The organism is Pseudomonas sp. Irchel 3E19, from assembly GCF_900187585.1.
GTDB classification, from domain to species: domain Bacteria; phylum Pseudomonadota; class Gammaproteobacteria; order Pseudomonadales; family Pseudomonadaceae; genus Aquipseudomonas; species Aquipseudomonas baetica.
The window spans coordinates 13,371-37,681 of record NZ_FYDT01000022.1; the positions used below are offsets into that span (position 1 = coordinate 13,371).

Sequence of the window (24,311 nt, forward strand, 5' to 3'; positions counted from 1 at the left end):
GAAGGCTTGTGGAAGCGGGGAATGCAGAAGTGTTGCTGAATCAGACAGTGCGCAACGTTCGGTCGTTGCGCACTGCTGGCCAGTTACTGGCGGTAGGACTTGAGGAAGTTGCCGATGCGGCCGATGGCCATCTCCAGTTCATCCACGCGGGGCAGGGTGACGACGCGGAAGTGATCCGGCCAAGGCCAGTTGAACGCTGTGCCTTGCACCACCAGCAGCTTTTCGGAAAGCAGCAAGTCGAGGACGAATTTTTCGTCGTTGTGGATCGGGCAGACCTTCGGGTCGATTCGCGGGAATGCATACAGCGCGCCCATCGGCTTCACGCAGCTCACACCTGGAATGTCGTTGAGCAACTCCCAAGTGCGGTTGCGCTGCTCCAGCAGGCGACCCTGCGGCAACACCAGATCGTTGATGCTCTGATAGCCGCCCAGTGCAGTCTGGATCGCATGCTGGCTCGGCACGTTGGCGCACAGGCGCATGTTGGCCAGCATGTCGATGCCTTCGATGTAGCTCTGGGCATTGTGTTTCGGCCCGGAGATCGCGATCCAGCCGGAGCGGAAGCCGGCCACGCGATAGGATTTCGACAGCCCGTTGAAGGTCAGGCACAGCAGGTCCGGAGCCAGGGATGCGGTGCAGATGTGCACGGCGTCGTCATACAGAATCTTGTCGTAGATCTCGTCGGAGAACACCACCAGATTGTGTTGGCGGGCCAGTTCCAGCATGCCCAGCAACACTTCCTTCGAATACACCGCACCCGTCGGGTTGTTCGGGTTGATGATCACCATGGCCTTGGTGTTCGGGGTGATCTTGGCCTTGATGTCGGCCAGATCCGGGAACCAGTCGGCGCCTTCGTCGCACAGGTAATGCACGGCGTTGCCGCCGGCCAGGCTCACGGCAGCGGTCCACAGTGGATAGTCCGGCGCCGGCACCAGCACTTCGTCACCGTTGTTGAGCAGCGCCTGCAACGACATCACGATCAGCTCGGATACGCCGTTGCCCAGGTAGATGTCTTCAATGCCGACACCTTCAACATTCTTCTGTTGGTAGTACTGCATCACCGCCTTACGCGCGCTGAACAGGCCTTTGGAGTCGCTGTAGCCTTGGGCGGTGGGCAGGTTGCGGATCACATCCTGAAGGATTTCGTCCGGCGCTTCGAAACCAAACGGCGCCGGGTTGCCGATGTTCAGCTTGAGGATGCGCTGGCCTTCCTCTTCCAGTCGTTTGGCGTGCTTGAGCACCGGGCCGCGAATGTCGTAGCAGACGTTGGCGAGCTTGTTCGATTTGCTGAACTGCATGGCGATGTGATCCCGAAAATGAACGATCCAGACGGCGGATGGACAACCGTACTGGGATTCCTGCGTCTTCACGCAGGCGGACGTCTTGAGCCGTGGCTTTTAGAATCCGTTTGAATGCGCTCGGTCTGACTGCCAGACTGGCGCGTGACGAGGCGCAATCATACGTGCCGCCCGATCCGTGGAAAAGGTACAGATCGGGCTTTTTCAGCCGCTGAGGTGTGATGATGGAAAAGTTGGAAAAAACCCTGGAAGAATGGAAAGCCATGCTCGATCCGCAGCAGTACGAGGTTTGTCGCCTCAGTGCGACCGAGCGCCCGTTCTCCGGTAAATACAACGCCACCAAAACCGACGGTGTTTATCACTGCGTCTGCTGTAGCGAAGCGCTGTTCGATTCCAGAGCCAAGTTCGATTCCGGATGCGGCTGGCCAAGCTTTTACGAGCCAATCGGCGCTAGCGCCATGACCGAGATCCGTGACATCAGCCACGGCATGATCCGCACCGAAGTCAAATGCGCCCGCTGTGACGCGCACTTGGGACATGTGTTCCCGGATGGCCCGCCACCGACCGGTTTGCGTTATTGCATCAACTCGGTGTGCCTGGATCTGGTGCCCCGCGAATAAGTTGCACAATCGAGCGGTTTGATTGACGTTTCCGTAGGAGCTGCCGGAGGCTCGGGCCGCGTTCGGACGATCTTTTGATCTTGTCTTTAAAAACAAAATCAAAAGATCGTCCGAACGCGGCCCGAGCCTTCGGCAGCTCCTACACGGGGGTAATCCTGTTAATTAAATTGCACGCAATTCAATTGCTCGCTATTTTTGCTTCTTCTTCCTGATCACAGAGTGCCGACCATGAGCGACAACCTGCTGGATATCCCGTGCACCACCATCAAGGGTGAGCAAAAGACCCTGGCTGATTTCGCCGGCAAAGCCGTGCTGGTGGTCAATACCGCCAGCAAGTGCGGGTTCACCCCGCAATACAAGGGGCTGGAGGCGTTGTGGCAAACCTATAAGGATCAAGGCCTGGTGGTGTTGGGCTTTCCATGCAACCAGTTCGGCAAGCAGGAACCGGGGAACGAGGGGGCGATCAGCGAGTTCTGCGAACTGAATTTTGGAGTCAGTTTCCCGCTGTTCAAGAAGATCGAAGTGAACGGCGCCGGCGCTCATCCATTGTTCGTGCAATTGAAGAAGCGTGCGCCGGGTCTGCTCGGTTCCCAAGGCATCAAGTGGAACTTCACCAAGTTCCTGATCGGCAAGGATGGTCAGTTGGTCAAGCGCTTCGCCCCGGCCACCAAGCCGCAGGATCTGAGCCGCGAGATCGAAGCCCTGCTCAAATGAATAAGCTGCCCGTTGATTCGCTGAAGCTCGACAGTCAGTTGTGCTTCAAGTTGTATGCCGCATCCCGGGCGGTGATTCGCGGTTACAAGCCGATGCTTGATCAGCTCGGCCTCACCTATCCGCAATATCTGGCGATGCTGGTGTTGTGGGAGTGGCAGCAGAGTGCGCCGGAGCAACCGACGGTCAAGGCTTTAGGCGAACGTCTGGCGCTGGATTCCGGCACGTTGACGCCATTGCTCAAGCGCCTGGAGCAATTGCAACTGGTACAGCGTCAACGCTCGGCGCGGGATGAGCGTGAAGTGCATCTGAGCCTGACGCCCGCTGGGCAAGCGTTGCGCGAGCAGGTCGGGCCGCTCAAGGCCCGACTGCTCTGCGACAGCGGCGTGGATCTGGACCGGCTGGACGAATTGCGCGACGGTCTCGATCATTTGCTGGGCCAGATCAAGGCGCTGTCTTAGTCGCAATCCACTGATCCAGCAGCGCCGCCAGTTCTTCGCGACGAAACGGCTTGGCCAGATAGTCGCTCATCCCCGCTGCGCGGCAGCGTTCGCGCTCCTCAGACATGGCGTTGGCCGTCAGGGCGACGATCGGCAAGTTCGGCCAGCGTCCGCTCTGGCGAATCTGCCGGCTCGCTTCGTAGCCGTCCATCACTGGCATGTTGCAGTCCATCAGCACCAGATCGAACTCCTGATACTCCAGTTGATCCAGCGCCTCCGCGCCATGGGCAGCGACGACGACATCACAGCCGAGTTTGCCGAGCATGCCTTTGGCGACCAGTTGATTGACCGGATTGTCCTCGACCAGCAATACCCGCCCGCGTCGCACCGATGGTGATGTTTCCAGCTGTGCATCGTTGATGGTGGCGACGTCAGGGTTCAGGGTGCGCCGCAGGTTCTGGTAGAGCGCGTTACGCGCGAGCGGGCGTGCCTGTTGTTGCAGAGGGACGAGGGCCGCGGCTTCTTCGCTGGGGAGAAAACTGCCGTAGGCCGTCACCAGCAGAATCGGTGCGGCGAGGGTTGGACGCAGCCCGAACAGGCACTCCGGACAATCGGTAATCAGCACATCAGGACTCAGGTTCAACAGCGAGTCATCGATGGTGCGTTGTTCGTACTCGAGGCCCCAGACCGGCAGCAGACTCTTCAACAATTCTGCCAAACCGCTGCTGGCGGCGGTGATGGCGAGAACTTTCCCGTGCAGGGGGGGCACCGCCAATGCGCGGGTATGACAGGGCAGCGGCAGTTCTGCACAGAACTGGCTGCCAAAACCGATCTCGGAACTGATGGTCAAGCGGCCCTGCATCGCTTCGCAGAGGTTGTAGGTCAGGGCCAGCCCAAGCCCCGTGCCGCCGTACTGACGGGTGATGCCGGCCCCCGCCTGAGTGAACGGCTGGAAGATCTTCACCTGGGCTTCCTGCGCGATGCCAATACCGGTGTCGCAGACTTCGATGCGCACGCCGTCCTTGTGGGTCGACAAGCGCACATCCACTCGACCGAAGCGGGTGAATTTCAGCGCATTGGACAACAAGTTACTGACGATCTGCCGAACCCGGGTCGGATCGCCGAGCACCAGCGCGGGGAAGTGCGGATCGATCAGGCAGGTCAGTTCGACACTTGGCGCCGCATTCTGCGACAGCAGGTTGGCAGTGTCCTCGATCAATGAACCGAGGTCGAACGGGATATGTTCCAGTTCGAGCTGCCCGGCATCGAACTTCGACAGGTCGAGAATATCGTTGAGCAACTCCACCAGCACCTTGCCGGAGTCGTGGGCGATCGACAGCTGTTGCTGCTGTTCGGCATTCAATGGTCCGTCGAGCGACAGGGCGATCATCCCCAGCAGGCCGTTGAGCGGTGTGCGGATTTCATGGCTCATGTTGGCGAGAAACGCTGAGCGGGCTTCGGCCATTTCCAAGGCCGTGCTGCGGGCGACTTCGAGTTCCTGGTTGGACTGGCTGAGGCGGGTGTTGATCGCCTTGAGTTCGGCGGTGCGCGCCGAGACGATGTTTTCCAGTTGGCCGAGGTAATCGGTCAGACGGTTTTCCGCATTGCGCCGCTGCTGGATCTCGGTGGCGATGTTCTCGAATTGCTCATTGGCGACTTTGACCAGCACACCGATTTCATCGTTGGCGTGCCCGGCCGGGCATTCCAGCGTGGTTGGCTCCGCGCTGCGCGGATCACGTCCGCTGAGTTCGCGGATCACCCGTACCAGCGGTTTGGTCAGCATCACGTAAAACAGTGCGAGCAGCAGCCCGGTCAGGATCAGGCTGCGGGCGAAGCCGTTCAGCAAGGTGATTTCTGCCCGGCGCAGGAAGCGGCTGCCGAAGGCATAGGTGTCGACTTCCAGGCTGAGGACTCCCAGTGACTCGTTGGGCCGATGATCCAGATACAGGCGGTCTTCGAACTGGCGCTTGGCGCCGAAGAGAAAATCGCTGATCACCCGATAGCCGCTTTGCGACTCGGGCCGTTTGACGCTGGCCAGCACGGTATTGTCGTTGTCGGTCAGTTGTGCCGAAATGATTGCCGGTGAGCGCAACAGCCCCAGGGTCAACTCCTGGGCCAGCTCTGCGTCGATGTTGTAGGCGATACGTGAAGCCGGGTTATGGCTGATTTCCAGCAAAGACAGGATTTCACGGTTGATGGAGGCGTCTTCACTGGCATAATCGATGCCGATTTGCAGCAGGCTGAGCAGCGTGCCCAGAATGAACCCGACCAGCACAGTAAGCCTGGCTTGTTTGTAAGACAGCCGGTGGGTGAATTTGATATCCATGGGGTGTTGAACCACTTCCGTTTCCCTTCGCTGCTCAAGCATAGTCGATCATGTATCGATACCGAGGTTCCCGAATCGCCTTGTAACAAGGCGCGCGGCGGGAATATTGATCTGCGTGTCGTCGCTGGATCGTCATCATCACTGTGAACGTGCCCGAGGAGAAGACGTGGATTCCCGATTGAATGCTTTTCTTGAACGCGCCGAGTCGGTTCTGGCGCGGATCGAACCACTGTTGCCGGCACTGCGCCCGGAGATTGACTGGAACACTTGCCTGGCTGCGCGTTGGCAGCGTGATGGCCGCAGTGGATACCTGCTGCCGCTGGAAGTCAGCCTCGACATGCGCCTGTCCGACCTGATCGGCGTTGACCGGCAACTCGAGCAACTGGGGCGCAACACCCAACAATTCCTCGACGGCATGCCGGCCAACCATGCGCTGCTGTGGGGTTCGCGTGGTACCGGCAAGTCTTCGCTGGTGCGGGCGTTGCTTGCGGAACATGCCGGCGCGGGCCTGCGCCTGATCGAGATCGAGCGCGATCATCTGGCGGACCTGCCACGGGTGGTCGAGCAGATCGCGAAACTGCCGCAACGTTTTGTGCTGTTCTGCGATGACTTGTCGTTCGAATCCGGTGAAGGCGATTACCGCGTGCTCAAAAGCGTGCTCGACGGCTCGCTGGAGCAAGCGCCAGACAACGTTTTGCTGTACGCCACTTCCAATCGTCGCCACCTGGTGCCGGAGAAGGAAAGCGACAACGAGAACTGGAAACGCGTCGACGGTGAGCTGCACCCCAGCGAAGCGGTAGAAGACAAGATCGCGCTGTCGGACCGCTTTGGGCTGTGGTTGTCGTTTTATCCGTTTACCCAAGAACACTTCCTGAATGTCGTCGAACACTGGATCGGCCAGTTGGCCGCCAAGGCCGGCCTGAGCTGGCAGCGCGACGAAGCACTGGACATCCTTGCCGTGCGTTGGGCCACCGGCCGCGGCAATCGCAACGGACGTTGCGCGTACCAATTCGCCCGTTACTGGGTGGGACTGAAATTGTTGGAGCACAAGGCATGATTGATTTGCAACAGAGCGGCCAGGGCCTCGAAGGCTATGGCATGTTGGCCGCGCAACTGGAGTCGCTGCTGGCGGACGAGCGCGATTTTATCGCCAATGCCGCGCAGTTTTCGGCATTCCTGTTCAACCAGCTTGATGACCTGAACTGGGCCGGTTTCTACCTCAATCGTAACGAAGAACTGGTGCTCGGTCCGTTCCAGGGCCAGATCGCTTGCGTGCGCATTCCGTTTGGTCGCGGTGTGTGCGGCGCGGCGGCAGCCAGTCTGCAGACGCAGCGGGTTGAAGACGTGCATGCATTTCCCGGCCACATCGCCTGCGACAGCGCATCGAACAGTGAACTGGTGGTGCCGCTGGTCAAGGACGGTCGCCTGATCGGTGTTCTCGACCTCGACAGTCCGAAACTCGCGCATTTTGGTGCAGATGACCAGGCCGGTATCGAGCATCTGGCGGCGATCTTCCTGCGTCTGACCGACTGCTGATCAGCGGCTGAGGCCAGCCTTGTGCAACAGGCTGGCCGTATCCACCGTATCGATCTGGCGTGGATCGAGAAAACGCACGGCGTACTGCATATACACGCCGTCATTGATAAATAAGCCAAACAACTGAGCATCGATGTGCGCCTCGCGGCACATGGTGGCCATGATCCCGAGTGCTTCACTCAATGACTTGGCTTTCTTGTAGGGCCGGTCGGCCGCCGTCAGCGCCTCGAAAATATCGGCAATCGCCATCATCCGCGCCGGCAGGCTCATTTCTTCGCGCTTGAGGCGTTTCGGATAGCCGGTGCCGTCCATTTTTTCGTGATGGCCACCGGCGATTTCGGCAATGCTGTCGAGATGGCCGGGGAAGGGCAGGTGGCTGAGCATCATGATGGTCTGCACCATGTGGTGATTAATGATGTAGCGCTCTTCACGGGTCAGCGTGCCGCGAACGATGCTCAGGTTGTACAGCTCGCCACGATTGTACTTGTTGTCCGGTACATCCAGTTTGAAGCCCCACGGATTGTCCTTGGGGATCAATTCGTTGGGATCACGTTCCAGCAGATGTTCGGGCTTGTCCGCCAGTAACGGTTCGCTGACCGGCAAGCTCGGTGCAGGTGTTCGTGTCTGGCGGCGGTTTTCTGCCCATGACACACCCAGACGGTCATCCAGTGTACGCATCCAGGTGCGTCGGCCGAGACCCGCGAGGCGCTGCAGGTCTGCTTCGGCCATGGCTTCACTGCCCAGGTTGCAGCGGGCGACAAATGCAAAGTCGTCATCCAGTGCCGCCAATGTCGCATCACGAATTTCGCCCAGTGACGTTTCGTCTCCTCCCAAGGCCCGCGCCTGCCAGTAACTGATCCACGCATCGCGCTTGAGCACTTCGAAGCGGGTGCGGATCTCGTGGATGCGATCGTTGAGGGTTTCCAGTTTGGTGGCCTTGTCGACCACGTATTCCGGTGTCGTGACCTTGCCGCAGTCGTGCAACCAGGCGGCAATGTGCAAAGCCTCCCATTCATCCTCGGTAGGCTGATAGGCACTGAACGCAGGGGCCTGACTGGCTGCGGCGGCCTGGGCGAGCATCAGGGTCAGCTCCGGTACGCGCTGGCAATGGCCGCCGGTGTAGGGACTCTTGGCGTCGATGGCCCCGGCGAGCAGTTGAATGAACGCATCCAGCAGTTGCTTCTGTCTGGCCTGCAGGCGCTGGCTTTCGATACTCACCGCGGCCGCACCGGACACCGCTTGCAGGAAGGCGATACGGTCGGGCCGCAATTTTTCCAGGTCGGCCGGGGTGCCGCTATCGCTTACCAGCAGAATCAGCAGGCCAATGGTTTCGTTGTGGCGGTTACGCAGGCGAATGCCGATCAGATGCACCCTGGGCGCGGTCATCGCCAGCAGAACCTTCTGCAAATCGCCGGCGTGTTCGAAACCAAGGCTGATGACCACATTGTCGGCGCCGATCAGTTGCTCAAACCACGCCGGCCCCTGTTTTTCTTGCAGGTCCTGACCCTTGATGTCGAACGCTTCCAGCGCTTGTGGCGCGCCATCAATAATCAGCCCATAGGGCTCCATCCGATTGCCATCGCTTTCGCGCAGATAGATCAGCCCAGCCTGTGCCTGGGCGATCTGAACGGTTTCGAACAACACCCGTTGCAGCAACGGGGCGAAGCGGGTTTCCGCGCACAGACTGTCGGTGATCCGGAAGAAGCTGGCCAGAGTGTCTTTCATCCGGGCCATCGAGACGCTCAGTTGATCGACTTCCAGTACCGGTGAACGCCGGGTCAGCGGAAAGTTGAAGTCGAAACTGCGGATCGCGTCGGCTTCCTTGACCAGCGCATGCAGCGGTTTGACCAGAATGCGCGAGATCAACCAGCCCAATGGCAGGCACAGCAGCAGCGTGGCCAGGGTCACCAGCGCACCTTGCCAGCGCATGCGGTAGGCGTCGACCAGCAATTCGTCTTCCGGCACCAGTAACGCCAACTGCAATCCTTGCGGGCCGCCTTCACGCATGCTGCTGCGGGCGACGATCCATTGCCGGTCATTGGCCTTGAGGCGATTGCCGGTGAGGGCGCCGGAGAGGAGCGCGTGCAGGCTTGGGCTCAGGTCGGCGGCTTTGGCCAGATAAGCGGTGCGGTCGTCGACGATCAAGCGGCTGCTGTCGGGATAGGCCACCGCATTGCCGTCGGCATCGAACAGGACGATTTCGGTGGACGGGGTGACGACGTGTTTGCTCAACGTCGCGGACAACGCGGCCAGTGTCAGGTCGGCGCCGATTACCGCGTGTTCACCGCTGCGCCGGGCGAGGGTGGTGCCGACATTGTGGGTGGAGAAAAATACATAGGGCTCGGTGGTGATCTGCCCGGCCTGCTGACGGGCGTCGGTAAACCAGGCGCGACTGCGCGGATCGTAGTTGTCCTCGGGGTTGTCCCGACGGCTGATGGCGGTCAGCGCCTGGTCAAAGAACAGTGATTGCGAGTGAGCCTTGCCTTGTGCGTCGTGCTCGATGCTCCAGACCTGGTAGCTCGCTGCTTCCGGCGCCTTGAGCAGTGCTTTGAGTGCGGCGTTGCGCAGTGGCCGCACCATGAAGAAGTCGCCATTGGCATAGCCCAGATACAGCGAGGCCAGATTCGGGTTGTCGGTGAGTGACTGGCTGAACGGTCGGAGCAACGGCAAGCGCTGGTCGAGCCCTGCGGCCTGAGTGGCGGGGTTGACCGCCAGCAGGCTCAACAGATGGCGGATCGGCTGATAAGTGGCGGACAGGTCGGTGCGGACATCCTGCTCGATCCGGTCGAACAGTTTTTCGCTGCTCGACAGGATGATTTGCGTGGTCTGGTGATAATTGAATAACCCCAACACCACCCCGGTGAGCAACAGGAGAAAAGTGAACATGACGCTGATGTGCACGTGCAGCGGCAACCGGCGTTGCTCCGGGCGCAGTGGGCTGGGCATTTCGGGTTCTCCATGATGGTTAACTCACTGCTCAGCGCCAAGCATAGTTAAGCCCCGCTCATTCTGCTTTGTTCGGTCAGCAGCAGTTGTTGCTGCAGCGCCTGCTCCAGATCGAGCATCGCCAGATTGCTGGCTTCGCGTCGTCGACGGATCTCCTCGGCTGGCAATGTCTGCTGGCAAGCCTGCTCCAGTGCATCGCAGCAGGTGATGAGTTGCCTTGCCTGAGCGATGCGTGCCGCACCTTTGATTTTATGGGCGAGGAGTGCCAGCGCCTGATGATCGGTATCCGGCGACAATCCCAGCAACTCCTGACGATCGAGGCGATTACTGTTGAGCAACTCGGTCATCAGCCGCAGCGCCTGAGCCGGACTGCCTCCTGTCAACACACTCAAACCGTCAAAGTTGAATGTCTGGCTCGGGATCGACGGGCAAATGCCGCTGACCCATTGGCTCAGGACACTCAGGCTCAGCGGCTTGAACAGGCAATCGTTCATCCCCGCCTGTTTGCAGCGTTGAATCTCTTCCGGCAAGGCGTTGGCGGTGAACCCCAGCACGGTGCACGGTGGTTGCTGCAACTGTTTCTCGTGCTGACGAATGGCACGGGTCAATTCGTAACCGTTCATCAGCGGCATGTTGCAGTCGGCGATCACCAGGTCGAATTGCCCGTTTTTCCATCGTTCGAAGCCACTGCAACCGTCCTGCGCAACGCTGAAGTGATGGCCGAGAAACTCCAGTTGCTGACACATCAGCAGACGATTGGCAGGATGATCGTCCACCACCAGAACGTTCAGGGGCAATGAGTGGGGCGGTATCGCCGGCGCGACTTTTTGCGGCGCCGTTTCCGCCGGCAAGGTTTCGATGGGCAGGGAAATGATCACCCGGGTACCGATGCCCAGTTGACTGCTCAGTTGCAGCTGTCCGCCCATCATCTGGCACAGGCTGCGGCTGATGACCAGCCCCAGTCCGGCGCCGCTGCGGCTGCGCTGGGTACCGTTGTCAGCCTGGGCAAAGGGTTCGAACAGGCGCTGTTGATCCTCGGCGCTGATGCCGACACCGCTGTCCTGTACGGTCAGCTGGATCAGTGAGTGTGCCTGATCGCCGCCGGTGATCAGGTCGAGGGTGATGCGCACATGCCCTGATTCGGTGAATTTGATGGCATTGCTGATGAGGTTCGACAGCACCTGCTTGAAACGCAGCGGGTCAAGTTGCACATCGACGGACAGCTCTGGCGGATTGACCGTCAACAACAGGGACAGGTTTTTCTGCCGGGCCAGACCGTCGAAAATACGCACCACCGAGCTGACGGTGGCGATCAGGTTGACACGCTCGGGGCTCAGGCTCAGACGTCCGGATTCGATGCGGGCGATGTCGAGAATGTCGCCGATCAGCCCCAACAGGTCCTTGGCTGAGTGGTAGGCGGTGTCGATCGATGAACGATCGGGGTGCTGCGGGTCGATGCGCCTGAGCGTCAGTTCTAGCATGCCGATCACGGCATTCATGGGCGTTCGGATCTCATGGCTCATTGTGGCGAGAAAGGTGCTTTTGGCCCGATTGGCATCGACCGCCTGATCTTTGGCGGCACGCAGATCGTCCATCAGCTGGCGACGCTCGCTGATGTCGATCCAGCCGCCGATGATGCCCTGGACGTCGCCGCTGGAGTCGCGGTAGGGCAGGATCCAGTGATAAATCGTCAGGCGCTGATTGCCGATGTGCAGCGGCCGGTCGAGTAGCAGCGGCTCGCCTTCAGCGACGACCCGTTGATAATCGGCGTGAAAGGCGCGGGCCTCGAAAGCGTTGCTCAGGGTGCCCTCCATCACACTCTTGCCTATCACTTCTTCACGCCGGGCGTTGAATACCTCCAGGTAACTGTCGTTGCAGCTTTGCAGTAATCCCGCTCGGTCACGTACGTAAATCGGGTGCGGCGTACCGTTGACCAGCGAGCGCATGAACTCGAACTGATCGCTCAAGGCCCGTTCGGCGGTCTTGCGCTGAATGATCTGGTGGCGCATGTAGGCGTTCCACGCCAGTAACACCGACAGAACCAGGCAAGCGCCGAGCATCACTTGATAGAACAGGCGTTGGTAGTTGTGCCAAGTACTTTGCGAGGCGGTCGAGTAACCGCGCCAACGGCCATTGATCACGCCCAGCTCTTCGGGGGCAATGCTCAGCAGTGCTTTGTTGATGATCGACGCCAGCTCGGTGTTGTCCTTTGCGGTCGCTAACGAGAAAGCGGCCTGACCGGTACCGAGGGTGGTAGTGATCTGTAGCGGGCGCTCGAAAATGCGCGATGAGATGAAGTAGTTGGCGATCACCAGCGAATTCACCGCGCCGTCGACCCGGCCTTCGGCAAGCATGGCGACGGCGCTGAAGGTGTCCTGAGTTTCGATCAGATGGATGCGCGGAAACTCGCGGCGCAGGTACTCGACCATCGGGTTGCCCTGAGCAATCGCCACCTGTTTGCTCTTGAGCTGACCCAGATGCGAGGGGCTGTCTGCGCTCTTGCGGGTCAGCAGGACATAGGAGTTCTCCAGATACGGACGACTGAAGATCAACGTCTGTTCGCGTTGGGTGGTCGGCAGCAAGGCTGCGATCAGATCAGCCTGATGGCTGTCGATCTGCTGGATCATCTCGGCATCGTTACGACTGCGCCTGACCTCGAAGCGCAGGCCGGTTCGCAGGCGGATCAGTTCCAGCAGGTCGGCGCTGATTCCGCGAAAATTACCGTCGCCGTCAAAGAAGGTCAGCGGCGCGAAGGCCTCGTTCACCACTACGCTGACCACGGGATGTTGTTTGAGCCATTGTGCTTCCTTTGGGCTCAACTGCAGTTTTTGATCCGTCAGCAGCAGGTCGCTGCCGGCGCTCCAGCGTTTGGCGATGTTGTCACGTTCGCTGCGTGGCACTGCCTTGAGTACGGTATCGATGATGCCCAGCAATTGCGCGTTGTTGCGTCGCACGGCGAAGCCGAATCCCTGAGCTTCCTGTTTGCCGAAATTGGCCATGCGCACGTTATTGAGGTAGCCCTTGTTGATCATGTAATGCGTGGACAGGGTATCGCCAAGGAACACGTCGGCCTGGTCGAACGCCACCGCGTTGATTGCGTTCTGATACGAGGGATAACAGGTGATCAGTGCCTTGGGGTAAAGCGCCTTGATTTCGGCCAGCGGCAGGTAGTGATAGACCATGCTCAGGCGCAGTCCGGCCAGGCCCTCGCTGAGGGTGCGGGTTTCGCCTTCGCGGGTGACCAGCACCGGCTGGTCGACGGCATAGGGTTCGGAGAGGGCGAGGTTGGCATTGGCGGCTTCGAAGCCGTTCGCCGTGCCGAGCAGATCGACTTGCCCATCAAGCAACGCCCGGATCGCGGCATCCCGTGAAGTAAAGCGTTTGACCCGAATCGGCAAGCCTGTGGCCTGACTGAGCAACCCCGCATAGTCGGCCGTCAATCCTTCGTAATCGCGACCGCTGACCGTCATGTCGAAGGGCGGGTAATCAGGTGTCGAGGTGCCCAGTATCAATTCATTACGGGTCAGCAGCCACTGTTGTTGCGGCAGATCGAATACCACCGGTATCGACTCGTTCGCCGATCGACTGAGCAACGCGTAGTCGGGGGACGCCGAGGGCGCGGCAAACACTGGAATACTCAGGCACAGGCAAGCACTCAAAACAATCAGGTAGTCCATCAATCGACTGGGCATGTTGGCTCTCACACGAGTGCGTTACGTTTGGCCATCTCGATAAGTTCTACAAGGGACTTGGCTTTGAGTTTTTGCATCAGGCGTTTTTTGTAGGTACTGACCGTTTTGTTGCTTAGAAACATGCCTTTGGCAATTTCCTTGTTAGTGCGTCCCTGGGCAAAGAGTTGCAATACCATCAGCTCGCGATCATTGACGGCCTTGAATAATTCAAGTTCGGCATAGCGCACATCATCACTGCGTACCGGATTCAGTGCCTGGCTGGGAAAGTAGTTGTAACCGGATAGAACAGCCTTGATCGCACTGACCAGTTCACTCAGATCCTCTTGTTTGCACACATAACCCGAGGCGCCCGATTGCATGCAGCGGATGCCGAACAGCGTCGGGCATTGCGCCGTGAGGATCAGGATCTTCAGCGGTGAACCCATGGCGTTGAACCGGGCGAGGACTTCGAGGCCGTCGAGCTTGGGGATGCTGACGTCAAGGATGACGAGGTCGGGCATGCATTCGCGAACCATCTGCATGGCATCGACCCCATTATCGGTTTCGCCGACAACCTTATAACCTTCATGCTCCAGCAACATTCGAACGGCAAGACGGATGACCGGGTGGTCGTCGACAATAAAAACGGAGTTCATAATCAAATCCCATACGAGCGCGGATAAAGCGCGCACCTTAGCTCAGTTGACTGAGTGGTCGCATGGACTGACATGGCTCTAGTGGCTATATAGGAAAAGTCCTACAAGTAAAGAAGATTGGCCCTACCACTGAACTGGGCTGTGCGTAAGTAGAGAACACTTTATTTGTTGATTGATGTGATGAAAGTTATCTGCAAGTTGCCGATGAAGATTCATGTCGTGTTTTGTTTAAAAGTTGCGATGTTTAATCGATTTTCATGCATGGCGATAAAAGGCCAGGCTCGACCGGCCTGGACGGGGCCGGTCGAGCGTCGCCGTTCAATGATGGGAACGCCCGGTCATTTCCAGTGCCATGTCGCTGGCATAGCTGTCGGTCATGCCCGCGATGAAGTCGATCATGCGCAGAAATGAAGCGTGCAGCGGGCCGTGCGGGTCAGGCGCATTATTGCCCAGCAGATCGAGGATCCTGCGGCTCTTGAACGACGGCGTACGGCCGTTGTGTTGTTCCAGTGCTGCACCGCAGAACGCGTTGAGGAGAATTTCCAGCGTGGTGTAGGCGCCGATTTCATGCAACGTTTTGCGTTTATCCTGAAAGATCTTCTTGCGGGCAATGTCCTTGGCGTTCAGCACGCAACGCTTGGCCGGACCGTGCATGTGTTCCACCAGGTCGCCGGGCAAGGTACCTGCGAGCAACGCGTCCTGTTGCTCGACAAAGGCGCGTGCGGCAGCGTTGGTCAGATGCTCAATGGCTTTGCCGCGCAGAATCGCCAGTTTGCGCCGGCGCGAATCCTGCGGGCCGAGCTGGCGATAGGTTTCCGGAAGATCATCACCGACCAGGCCGAGTAGCAGCGACTCGACTTCGGCGTAGTCCAGCAACTCCATCTCCAGGCCATCTTCCAGATCGATCAGCGCGTAGCAGATATCGTCGGCGGCCTCCATCAGATACACCAGAGGATGCCGCGCCCAGCGCTGTTCTTCCAATTGCGGCAGGCCAAGCTTGTGGGCGATCTGCTCCAGCAGCGGCAGTTCGCTCTGATAGCAGCCGAACTTGTGTTTCTTGTAACCGAGGGAATCTGCGTGACGTGCAGTCCACGGGTATTTCAAGTACGTGCCCAAGGTCGCGTAGGTCAGGCGCGTGCCGCCATCGAACTGGTGATACTCCAACTGTGTCAGTACCCGAAAGCCTTGGGCATTACCTTCGAAATTCAGGAAGTCGCCGCGTTCGGCGTCGCTCATGGCGTCTAGCCAGCCGCGTCCGGCGGCCTGTTGAAACCAGTGGCGAATCGCGTCTTCGCCGGAGTGCCCGAACGGCGGATTGCCGATGTCGTGGGCCAGGCAGGCCGACTGCACGACCATGCCCAGATCGCTGGGGTCGCACCATTCAGGCAGGGCGCTGCGCAAGGTTTCACCGACCCGCATGCCCAGCGACCGACCCACGCAGCTGACTTCCAGAGAGTGGGTCAGGCGCGTGTGAATGTGGTCGTTGCTCGACACCGGGTGCACCTGAGTCTTGCGGCCCAGGCGGCGGAAGGCTCCGGAGAAGATGATGCGGTCATGGTCTTTGTGGAACGGGCTGCGGCCAAGTTCTTGCGGGCTGTGCAGCGGCTTTCCGAGGCGTTCGCGGTTGAGCAGGGTCTGCCAATCCAAGGCTGGTTCTCTCCGTCTGATGACTGTGGGGGGGCGTTCTCCTAGCTTCCCGGTTCGGACTCCAGGCTGCAAGCGTAACTACAGGCCGGCAGCGTCAATATCGATCAACAGCAGGCGTTCACCATTGTCGAAAAACTGCCCGGCCGTCAGACAATATTGATTGCTGGTGGCATCGCGGTAAGTGTTGGACAGCGTCAGGCGCCGCTCCTCCCAGCCTTCGGCGAGCAGATGGTAGAAGTACGGACGCCATGACCAGTTGTGGCCCAGATAACGGTTGTCGGCGACCCAGCCGTTGTGGCGCCATTCAAGGTTGGGGGTGAGCTGTGTGCCTTGGCGGTCGCACTGATAAAACCGCAGCAACCACGGAAAGGCATCCAGTTGTGGCAAGGCGCTGAGCGGCGCATGGGCTTGAGCCCAGGTCTGCAGGATCGCCATCAATGCGCTGAGTTGCTGGCGCATCTGCATCAATCGCCCGCGCTCGGCCAGTTTCTGTTGCACATAGCGTTGGCGCAGTTCGGCAAAACGCGGCACAAACGCGTCTGTGGAGTAGAACGCTGCCTGCGCCCGAGCGAACAGAAACCCCTGGACATAACGCGCTCCGCATTCCAGAGCGAAATTCAGTTGGGCCTCGGTCTCGACCCCTTCGGCGATGATCCAGCAGCCGGTTTTCTCTGCCATCTGCGCCAATGCCTTGACCACGTCACAGCTCGGCCCGCCAAGGGCTGCGGCCTGAAACAGGCGCATGTCGAGTTTGAGAATGTCCGGCTGCAACGCCAGTACCCGATCAAGCTGCGAGTAGCCGGCGCCAAAATCGTCAATGGCGATGCGTGCACCCGCCTGGCGATATCGCGCAACCACTTCCGTCAGGCGTTGACTGTTGCCGCCCAGTTCAGTGATTTCGAAAACGATGCGTTGCGGATCGACACCGTGTCGCGCCAGTTGTTTGAGGCTGGGCAGGGCTTGGTCAGGGCGCAGGCGACTGATCCAGCGCGGCGACATGTTCAGGCTGAGAAACCACTCGGCAGGGGCTTCATGCAGACGGCTCAAGGCGTTGTCACGGATCTGCCGATCAAGGCGGCGCAGGGCGATGGCTGGGGTGCGCGGGTCAGCGAACAGCGGCCCGACCGAGGCCAGTTGACCATTGGCCTGACGCAAGCGGCCCAATGCTTCGACGCCGGCAATACGTCCCGTGGCGGTATCGATAAAAGGCTGAAAGCAGGCGAGCGGTTGCCCGTCGATCACGGGGCCTCCTTAGTTGTTCTTGTTCTGATGGAACCCTGTCGACCGGATAGGCATTCAGGACTGAACCTCTGGGTAAAAGAGGTTCATCCCGACGCTATTGCAAGAATGCAGCCAGCTGCAGTGACTCAGCGTTTGCCCGAGCTTTGCATGACCAGTTTGATCAATGGACCGAGGCTGGTGCCGAGGCGAATCAGGCGGGTCAAACCACCGGTACCGCCGCTTTTCGCGCCTTTGCCGGTGATAAAGCCCAGCAGCGTCACGGCGGCCACGCCCCACAACGGCGCGTGTTTGATGCCGAATCCGCCCTGCAGGTTCTGCGTCATGCCGCGCATTCGCTGCAGGGGTTGCAGCACTTGCCCGGCCTCATGGCGAATTTCCTGTCGGTGCATTTCCATGCGCAGACGGATCAGCGCCTTGCGCATTTCCCGGCGTGAGCTGTTGTGTGGAAGTTCAGGCAGGCTCATGGCAGCAGGCGCTCCCGATCATTGGCCAATTCTTCCAGGGTGCCGTGGAAGGGCGAGGATTCATCGAAGACCGCAGCCTTGAGGCGCAACCCGCAGAAGGCAGCTGCCAGCGTATAGAACACACACAGGCCGATGATCGCAGGCAGGCGATAAGTGTCCCAGAACACAATCAGCACCAAAGTCGACAGGCCGACCAGCAACAGCAGCGCGAACACCAACGCCAGTCCTGCAAACAACAGCAGGCTGACAGTGCGGGCTTTCTGCTCCTGCAATTCGATGCCGAACAATTCGACATGACTGTGCAGCAGACCAAGGACGGCGGCGCCCAGGCGCCGCGTAGAGGAACGGGTGCCCGGAATCGGGCCGGATTCGCCGATCGACATAATCAGCGCCGAGTGGCCAGCAGGCCAATCAGAAAGCCTACGCCGGCAGCGATGCCAACCGACTGCCACGGGTTGGCCGATACATAGTCTTCGGTGGCGGTCACTGCAGCCTGGCCACGATCACGCAAAGTGTCTTCGGTCAGCTTCAGGGTTTCGCGCGCACGCAGCAGGCTGTCGTGGATTTGCTCACGCAGTTCATCGGCCTGGTCGCCGGCCAGGGTGGCGGTGTGCTCGAGCAACCGTTCGGTGTCGGCGACCAGGGTCTGGAAGTCGTTCATGAGGATTTCTTGAGCAGTCTTTGCCTTGATGCTGGCCATGGGTGGATCTCCGTAAGTGGCGTCTGAAGCGTTCGAGTATGAGCCTTGTGTGAAGGTTCAGTACAAATGACTGGTACAGCTTTTGCTACGTCGTGGTGCGTTGTCCGGCGAGTGTGCGTTGTTGTCGGGCAGCGCGCCGGGAAAACCTTAACTCAAATAATCCCGGTTCGTGTCAGGACATCAACCTTGTGCGCCAAAGCGGTTCATCGGACAGGCATATCCGTGACTGCCGGGTCGCAACTTGGTGCATGAATTGTTCGCATGAACCGCTTTGGTGCCTTTTTTCAGCCTTCAGGTCTGCCCTCCATGGAAAATCTGCAAAGCGCTGTGGACACGCTGGTTCACAGCTCCAATACGTTGTTCATACTGATCGGCGCGGTCATGGTTCTGGCGATGCATGCCGGCTTCGCTTTTCTGGAAGTCGGTACGGTGCGGCAGAAAAACCAGGTTAACGCGCTGTCGAAAATTCTCAGTGATTTCGCGGTGTCGACGCTGGCCTATTTCTTTATAGGCTATTGGATCTCTTACGGTGTCACCTTCATGCAACCGGCGGCAGTGCTGAATGCTGATCACGGTTATGGGCTGGTGAAGTTTTTCTTCTTGCTGACCTTTGCTGCTGCTATCCCGGCGATCATTTCCGGCGGTATCGCCGAGCGCGCGCGCTTCGTTCCGCAGTTGTGCGCGACGGCGCTGATTGTCGCGTTCATCTACCCGTTTTTCGAAGGCATGATCTGGAATGGCAACTACGGCCTGCAAGCCTGGCTGGCGGCGAGTTTCGGCGCGGCGTTCCACGATTTCGCCGGTTCCGTGGTGGTGCACGCCATGGGGGGCTGGCTGGCGTTGGCGGCGGTTTTGCTGCTGGGTCCACGTCACGGGCGCTATCGCGATGGTCGTCTGGTCGCGTTTGCGCCGTCGAGCATTCCGTTTCTGGCGTTGGGCTCGTGGATTCTGATTGTCGGCTGGTTCGGATTCAACGTGATGAGTGCGCAAACCTTGCAAGGTGTCAGCGGTCTGGTCGCCGTCAATTCGTTGATGGCGATGGTCGGTGGCACGATGGCGGCGTTGATCGTCGGGCGCAATGACCCGGGGTTTCTGCATAACGGGCCATTGGCCGGATTGGTGGCGATCTGTGCGGGTTCGGACCTGATGCATCCGGTCGGTGCACTGGTGACGGGGGCTATTGCCGGGGCGCTGTTTGTCTGGTGCTTCACGGCCGCACAGGTGAAATGGCGTATCGACGATGTCTTGGGTGTCTGGCCATTGCACGGTTTGTGCGGTGTGTGGGGTGGGATTGCCTGTGGGATTTTCGGCCATACGGCGCTCGGCGGCCTGGGGGGCGTCAGTCTGATCAGTCAGTTGATTGGCACTGCACTCGGTGTGGTGGTGGCGCTGGTGGGCGGCTTTGTCGTGTACGGCGTGATCAAGGCGCTGCACGGGCTGCGCCTGAGTCAGGAACAAGAGTATTACGGCGCTGATCTGGCGCTGCACAAGATCGGCGCAGTGAGTCAGGATTAAGTCTCCTCATCTTCGGCGCCGGGATAAAAGCCATGCAGCAGGCGATAACGGTCACTGCGTACCTGGTCGACTTTTTCCTGCACCTGGCGCGCCGCAAAACCGAGCATGATCAAGGCGTGGGAGGCGAGCATCAGGCTTGACTCCAACAGCTCCGGTACCACTTCGGTGGCGCCGGCGGCTTTGAGTTCCGCCAGTTGGCTGTCGTCGCGGGTGCGCACCAGAATCGGCACCTGATTATTGAGTCGACGTGCTTCCCTGAGGACGCGCAGGGCGACGTCGGTTTGATCGACGGCGATCACCAGCAACCTTGCGCGCAGCAGTCCGACGGCCGTCAGCAAGTCGCCACGTGAAGAGTCGCCGTAATGGACCTCACTTTCGCCAAGGGCCGCCTCCTGGATCCGTACCGGGTCGTTGTCCAGTGCAATGAAAGGCTGATTCGCATTGCGCATGAAGCGGCCGATGGATTGCCCGACGCGGCCGTAGCCGCATATCACCACATGCTTGTCGAGTTCGGCGTTCAGTGCGCTGATCTTTTCGATCTGTGCTTCCTGATTGGGTTTGCGATGCAAAGCGGCGGCTATTCGCGGTGCCGCGCGTAGCAGCAGAGGGGTCAGCAGCATCGAACAAAAGGTCGCTGCGAGCAGAAGTGCACCGAGTTCAGCCGGCAGCATCTGGTTTTGCTGCATCTGCGCCATCAAGGCAAAGCAGAATTCACCGCCCTGCGCCAGGGCGAGGCCGCTGCGCCAGGCGGTCTCATTGTCGTTACCCCGCCATTTCACCAGCAAGGCCACGACGATACCCTTGATCAGCATCAGGCCGACGGTCAGGCCAACGATCAACAGACTGTGGCTGATGAACAGTTGCAGGTCGATCAGCATGCCGATGCTGACGAAAAACACCCCGAGCAGAATGTCGCGAAAGGGGCGGATGTCGGCTTCGATCTGGTGTCGGTAATGGCTTTCGCCGAGGAGCATGCCGGCCAAAAATGCGCCGAGGGCAGGGGACAGCCCCAGCAGATGAGTCAGCCAGGCGGTCAGCAGCACAATGACCAGCGCCAGCAGCACGAACAACTCTGCCGAGCGCGAGGCGGCTACTTCGTGGAACAGGCGTGGCAACAACCAGCGACTGGCCAGCAGCAGACCGAAGAACAGCACTATGGTTTTCGTCAGGGTCAGTGGCAGCGCCCAGTACCAGGCCTGATCGCTACTCCCCGCAAACACCGGCACAAGGGTCAGCAACAGAACGGCGACCACGTCCTGAAACAGCAAGACACCGACGGCGTTCTGACCGTGACTGCTGAACACCTCACCCAGGCTGCTCAGTTCCTTGGTGACAATAGCCGTCGACGACAATGAAAGGCCGGCGCCGAGCAATAGCGCCGGGGTCAGCGGCATCCCCAGCAACATCAGCAGCAGACCGAGCAACGCCGTGCTGATCAGCACTTGCTGACTGCCCAGGCGAAACACCACTTTGCGCAGCGCGATCATTTTCGACAGGGAAAACTCCAGGCCCAGGGAAAACAGCAGGAACACAACTCCCAGCTCAGCCACGTCGGGCAGGTGTTCACTCTCGTTGACCCAGTTGAATGCCGTTGGCCCGACCAGCAGTCCTACGCACAGGTAACCCAATACCGGTGGCAGGCGCAGACGACGGAACAGGGCAATCATCACGAGGGACGACGCAAGGATGATCAGCAGGTTGGCAAACACAAGGCACTCCAATGTCAGGCTCTGGCTTCTCAAGCGTAGAGGCAAAAAGCGCGGGAGCATCGCCTGATCGGCATTTCTGTGAACTGATGTGTGTCAGGGTTTTGTGCGTGAGCCGCAGTCGTTGGCTTTAAAGCCTTTGGGCGGGGTGGCTCGACGGGTTTTCAGGTGCGGCCTAGAATAGACGCACTAATTTTTGGTTGAGCAATCATGCTTCCTGAATGTCAGCTGTTCGGCACCTTGGGGTGTCATCTCTGTGAAGTCGCCGAAGCCATGTTGATGGAGTTTGTCGAGCGCGGGCTATTGGTCGAGCTGGTGGATATCGCTGACGACGAGTCATGGTTCGAGGCTTACAGTTTGCGCATTCCGGTGCTGCGCCGAGTTGACACCGGGGCGGAACTGGGCTGGCCGTTCAGTGCCGATCAGGTCGTGGCGTTACTTCGCTAACCGTTTTTTTGCTTCGTCCCACCGGTCGCCACCCGTCATCCATTGCTTGGCACTTTCCGGCTTATTCGGTTACTGTATGTTCATACAGTAATTGCGTGAGAGGGACGAAACCGTGGTCAATGTCGAACAGTTGAAAAACAGCGTGAACCGGATGTCGGTTGACGTGGTGCGCGAGGCCGTCCTCGAGTTGCGCCTGGACGGGCTGGTCACGGAAGGCAAGACACCCTTCAACAAGCTGCATTTCAACACCTGCTTTGCCGAGATCGAAGCTTTGTTTCAGCGCGCCGGTTATCACAGGCAACTGGACGTGGTCGGTTATCAGGGCTTGCTTTATGCCTTGTATGATCCGGGGCGCTGGGAGGCCGTCGATGTGCTGCGCTGGCTCAAGGAGTTCACCGAGGCCGCGGCACTCAAGTCGATTCCAGCCTGAGCATTGGGCACTAGGTTCGTTCCCCTCAGTGTTGGATAATGCCGGCCTGCCTTGAGGGTTTGTATTTTCGTATGTCCACGTCAACATTTTCTGCTGCACAGAATCAGGCCAGTACCCTATATCTGCCGCCGGGTACCTGGTCGACTGTCCTCGATTGCCTGTGCGAGCACTTCAGTGCCATCGGGCGCGAGCAATGGCTGGATCGGATTGCTCGGGGGCGGGTGCTGGACGGCAACGGCCAGCCGATCCCGGTGGACTTGCCCTACAGGGAAGGTCTGCGCATTCATTACTTTCGCGAGGTGCCGGACGAGAAGCCGATTCCGGTGGTCGAGTCGATTCTCTATGCGGACGAGCACTTGGTAGTGGCCGACAAACCGCATTTTCTGCCGGTGACGCCTGCCGGCGAGTATGTCGAACAAACGCTGCTGCGCCGATTGATCCGCCGTCTGGACAATCCGCATCTGGTGCCTTTGCACCGGATCGATCGGCATACGGCGGGTCTGGTGATCTTCTCGGCCAACCCCCAAACCCGTTCCGCTTATCAGTCGTTGTTCCCGACGCGGCAAATCGAAAAACGCTACGAAGCGATTGCTCCAGCCTTGCCCGATCTGACTTTTCCGTTGGTTCACAAAAGCCGTCTGGTGGATGGCGAGCCGTTTTTCCGGATGCAGGAAGCACCGGGGGTCAGCAACACCGAAACGGCAGTGGAGGTTCGTGAGAAGTACGGCGATCTGTGGCGCTATGCTCTGTTCCCGGTGACTGGCAAGAAGCATCAATTGCGCGTGCACATGACCGCGTTGGGCGCCAGTATCTGCAATGACCCGTTCTATCCGGATGCGTTGAAAGACGTCGTCGATGACTATGCCAGGCCGCTGAAGCTATTGGCCCAAGGGCTGCGGTTTACCGACCCGGTAACAGGCGAAGAGCGCGAGTTCGAAAGTCGTATTACCTTGCAATGGTGATCGCCAGGCGTGTTTTCGAGCGCCCATGAAAAAGCCCGCATGAATGCGGGCTTTCTTGTATCGGGTGTCGACCTGGAGCTTACAGCTCTTTAACAGTGCGAACCTGATCTTTGTTGATGCGGGTTTCTTTGCCGTCCAGCTGTTTGAACTCGTAGAAGCCCGAATCATCATCGTATTTCGGGGTGTCGACGGCCTGGATTTCGCGACCATCATTCAAGGTGATCACTGTCGGCGAGGAGCAACCGGCGAGGGTTGCCAGGCCCAGTGCGAGCATGAGAGTGGCGAGGGTCCGTTGAGTCATGAGTGTGTCTCCGAATGGAATATCTTTTGGTTACTGAGCTTGAGACGTATACAAGGCGTGAGAGTTCCTTGAAGGCTGTCAGTCTGACACAGTGTTGTGCGAATGTAACAGGTCCGGGGTGTTGAGGTTGGCCAGTCGCGGGTCGTTGTCAGGGCACTGCAAGGCCTTGGCGCCGAGCTCGCGCATCACCCGGCCAGGGCTGCGTTCGCCAGCGTTCCAGGCGGTTTCGAATGCTGGCAGGAGGGCCACCGGAATCACGCACAGCAAAGGTTCCCAATGCTCGTCGTGGCGCAACATTAAAGGTTTGTCAGGATGCTGATTGGCGGTTTCACGCATGGTGTGCAATAGCGCCTCATCGACACGCGGGACATCGCATGGCAATACCAGCAGGTGCGAATGGCGCGCGGCTTTCAGGCCAGCGCGAATCCCCGCCAACGGCCCGGGAAAGTCGCCTTCATCGTCCACCACCAACTGATCGGCGAAGGGCGCATAGCGCTCGCGATTGCGATTACACGAGATGATCAAGTCATCGGTCAATGGACGAGTCTTGCGTTGTAAATGCGCAATCAGCGGCTCGCCCAGCCACTCCACCAGGCCTTTGTCCTGACCACCCATGCGTTGACCGCGTCCGCCTGCCAGAAGCAGGATGGAGCAGGGCGGCAGTTGCGTTATCGAGGTCATGGCAGCTTCTCCTGA

22 protein-coding genes are annotated in these 24,311 nt (G+C 59.3%); 9 read left to right on the plus strand and 13 right to left on the minus strand.

Features of this window, described 5'->3' with window-relative positions:
* Positions 1–83: 83 nt before the first annotated feature.
* Positions 84–1,295: a pyridoxal phosphate-dependent aminotransferase gene (locus CKW18_RS15415; protein WP_095189577.1), complete on the minus strand. Its 1,212-nt coding sequence runs from the start codon at positions 1,293–1,295 to the stop codon at positions 84–86.
* A 224-nt stretch (positions 1,296–1,519) separates the two neighbouring features.
* Between CKW18_RS15415 and msrB the strand changes: the two genes are divergently transcribed.
* The 3 genes from msrB to CKW18_RS15430 all read left to right on the plus strand — a co-directional run bounded on the left by msrB (position 1,520) and on the right by CKW18_RS15430 (position 3,087).
* Positions 1,520–1,915: a peptide-methionine (R)-S-oxide reductase MsrB gene (msrB, locus tag CKW18_RS15420; protein ID WP_095189644.1), complete on the plus strand. Its 396-nt coding sequence runs from the start codon at positions 1,520–1,522 to the stop codon at positions 1,913–1,915.
* Positions 1,916–2,143: 228 nt separating this feature from the next.
* Positions 2,144–2,629, plus strand: coding sequence for a glutathione peroxidase (locus tag CKW18_RS15425; RefSeq protein ID WP_095189578.1), 486 nt, complete (start codon positions 2,144–2,146; stop codon positions 2,627–2,629).
* The gene (locus CKW18_RS15430; protein WP_095189579.1) at positions 2,626–3,087 is read left to right on the plus strand and encodes a MarR family winged helix-turn-helix transcriptional regulator; all 462 of its coding nucleotides are present in this window, start codon (positions 2,626–2,628) and stop codon (positions 3,085–3,087) included. Before CKW18_RS15425 ends, CKW18_RS15430 begins: the two co-directional genes overlap by 4 nt.
* Here the strand turns inward: CKW18_RS15430 and CKW18_RS15435 are convergent.
* The gene (locus tag CKW18_RS15435; RefSeq protein WP_095189580.1) at positions 3,071–5,392 is read right to left on the minus strand and encodes a response regulator; all 2,322 of its coding nucleotides are present in this window, start codon (positions 5,390–5,392) and stop codon (positions 3,071–3,073) included. The two genes, CKW18_RS15430 and CKW18_RS15435, sit on opposite strands and share 17 nt — an antisense overlap.
* Before the next feature lie 166 nt (positions 5,393–5,558).
* On the opposite strand from CKW18_RS15435, the gene CKW18_RS15440 reads away from it, so the two are divergent.
* Complete coding sequence (locus CKW18_RS15440; RefSeq protein WP_095189581.1) at positions 5,559–6,449, plus strand: ATP-binding protein; 891 nt, start codon at positions 5,559–5,561, stop codon at positions 6,447–6,449.
* Entirely contained in the window at positions 6,446–6,928 is a 483-nt protein-coding gene (locus CKW18_RS15445; protein ID WP_095189582.1) for a GAF domain-containing protein, read from the plus strand. The genes CKW18_RS15440 and CKW18_RS15445 overlap by 4 nt, the downstream gene beginning before the upstream one ends.
* Here CKW18_RS15445 and CKW18_RS15450 read toward each other — a convergent pair whose 3' ends face one another.
* The 8 genes from CKW18_RS15450 to CKW18_RS15485 form a co-directional block, all read right to left on the minus strand.
* Positions 6,929–9,874: an HD domain-containing phosphohydrolase gene (locus CKW18_RS15450; protein ID WP_095189583.1), complete on the minus strand. Its 2,946-nt coding sequence runs from the start codon at positions 9,872–9,874 to the stop codon at positions 6,929–6,931. It lies immediately after the preceding gene.
* A 47-nt stretch (positions 9,875–9,921) separates the two neighbouring features.
* On the minus strand, positions 9,922–13,566 hold the full coding sequence (locus CKW18_RS15455) for a transporter substrate-binding domain-containing protein (protein ID WP_095189584.1): 3,645 nt from the start codon (positions 13,564–13,566) through the stop codon (positions 9,922–9,924).
* A gap of 8 nt (positions 13,567–13,574) precedes the next feature.
* Positions 13,575–14,201 (minus strand): response regulator transcription factor, encoded by a 627-nt coding sequence (locus tag CKW18_RS15460; protein WP_095189585.1) that lies wholly within the window; start codon positions 14,199–14,201, stop codon positions 13,575–13,577.
* A gap of 318 nt (positions 14,202–14,519) precedes the next feature.
* Entirely contained in the window at positions 14,520–15,848 is a 1,329-nt protein-coding gene (locus CKW18_RS15465) for a deoxyguanosinetriphosphate triphosphohydrolase (RefSeq protein ID WP_095189586.1), read from the minus strand.
* Between the two features lie 78 nt (positions 15,849–15,926).
* Entirely contained in the window at positions 15,927–17,090 is a 1,164-nt protein-coding gene (locus CKW18_RS15470) for an EAL domain-containing protein (RefSeq protein ID WP_095189587.1), read from the minus strand.
* Positions 17,091–17,215: 125 nt separating this feature from the next.
* Positions 17,216–17,554 carry a hypothetical protein gene (locus tag CKW18_RS15475; RefSeq protein WP_095189588.1) on the minus strand — a complete coding sequence of 113 codons (339 nt, stop codon included), beginning with the start codon at positions 17,552–17,554 and terminating at the stop codon, positions 17,216–17,218.
* Positions 17,551–17,937 carry a phage holin family protein gene (locus tag CKW18_RS15480; RefSeq protein WP_095189589.1) on the minus strand — a complete coding sequence of 129 codons (387 nt, stop codon included), beginning with the start codon at positions 17,935–17,937 and terminating at the stop codon, positions 17,551–17,553. The genes CKW18_RS15475 and CKW18_RS15480 overlap by 4 nt, the downstream gene beginning before the upstream one ends.
* Positions 17,938–17,939: 2 nt before the next feature.
* Entirely contained in the window at positions 17,940–18,254 is a 315-nt protein-coding gene (locus CKW18_RS15485) for a YqjD family protein (RefSeq protein ID WP_025113166.1), read from the minus strand.
* 306 nt (positions 18,255–18,560) lie between these two features.
* Here CKW18_RS15485 and CKW18_RS15490 point away from each other — a divergent pair, with 306 nt between their 5' ends.
* Positions 18,561–19,769, plus strand: coding sequence for an ammonium transporter (locus CKW18_RS15490; RefSeq protein WP_095189645.1), 1,209 nt, complete (start codon positions 18,561–18,563; stop codon positions 19,767–19,769).
* Here the strand turns inward: CKW18_RS15490 and CKW18_RS15495 are convergent.
* On the minus strand, positions 19,766–21,478 hold the full coding sequence (locus tag CKW18_RS15495) for a monovalent cation:proton antiporter-2 (CPA2) family protein (RefSeq protein WP_095189590.1): 1,713 nt from the start codon (positions 21,476–21,478) through the stop codon (positions 19,766–19,768). The genes CKW18_RS15490 and CKW18_RS15495 overlap by 4 nt on opposite strands.
* A gap of 207 nt (positions 21,479–21,685) precedes the next feature.
* Between CKW18_RS15495 and CKW18_RS15500 the strand changes: the two genes are divergently transcribed.
* The 3 genes from CKW18_RS15500 to CKW18_RS15510 all read left to right on the plus strand — a co-directional run bounded on the left by CKW18_RS15500 (position 21,686) and on the right by CKW18_RS15510 (position 23,314).
* Complete coding sequence (locus CKW18_RS15500) at positions 21,686–21,922, plus strand: glutaredoxin family protein (RefSeq protein WP_095189591.1); 237 nt, start codon at positions 21,686–21,688, stop codon at positions 21,920–21,922.
* Positions 21,923–22,034: 112 nt separating this feature from the next.
* Positions 22,035–22,352: a transcriptional regulator gene (locus tag CKW18_RS15505; RefSeq protein WP_095189592.1), complete on the plus strand. Its 318-nt coding sequence runs from the start codon at positions 22,035–22,037 to the stop codon at positions 22,350–22,352.
* Positions 22,353–22,423: 71 nt separating this feature from the next.
* On the plus strand, positions 22,424–23,314 hold the full coding sequence (locus CKW18_RS15510) for a pseudouridine synthase (protein ID WP_095189593.1): 891 nt from the start codon (positions 22,424–22,426) through the stop codon (positions 23,312–23,314).
* Positions 23,315–23,393: 79 nt separating this feature from the next.
* On the opposite strand, the gene CKW18_RS15515 is transcribed toward CKW18_RS15510, so the two are convergent.
* Entirely contained in the window at positions 23,394–23,615 is a 222-nt protein-coding gene (locus tag CKW18_RS15515) for a YgdI/YgdR family lipoprotein (protein WP_008088233.1), read from the minus strand.
* A gap of 78 nt (positions 23,616–23,693) precedes the next feature.
* A complete protein-coding gene (mobA, locus tag CKW18_RS15520; protein WP_095189594.1) occupies positions 23,694–24,296 on the minus strand; it encodes a molybdenum cofactor guanylyltransferase MobA in 603 nt (200 codons plus the stop codon).
* Positions 24,297–24,311: the final 15 nt, after the last annotated feature.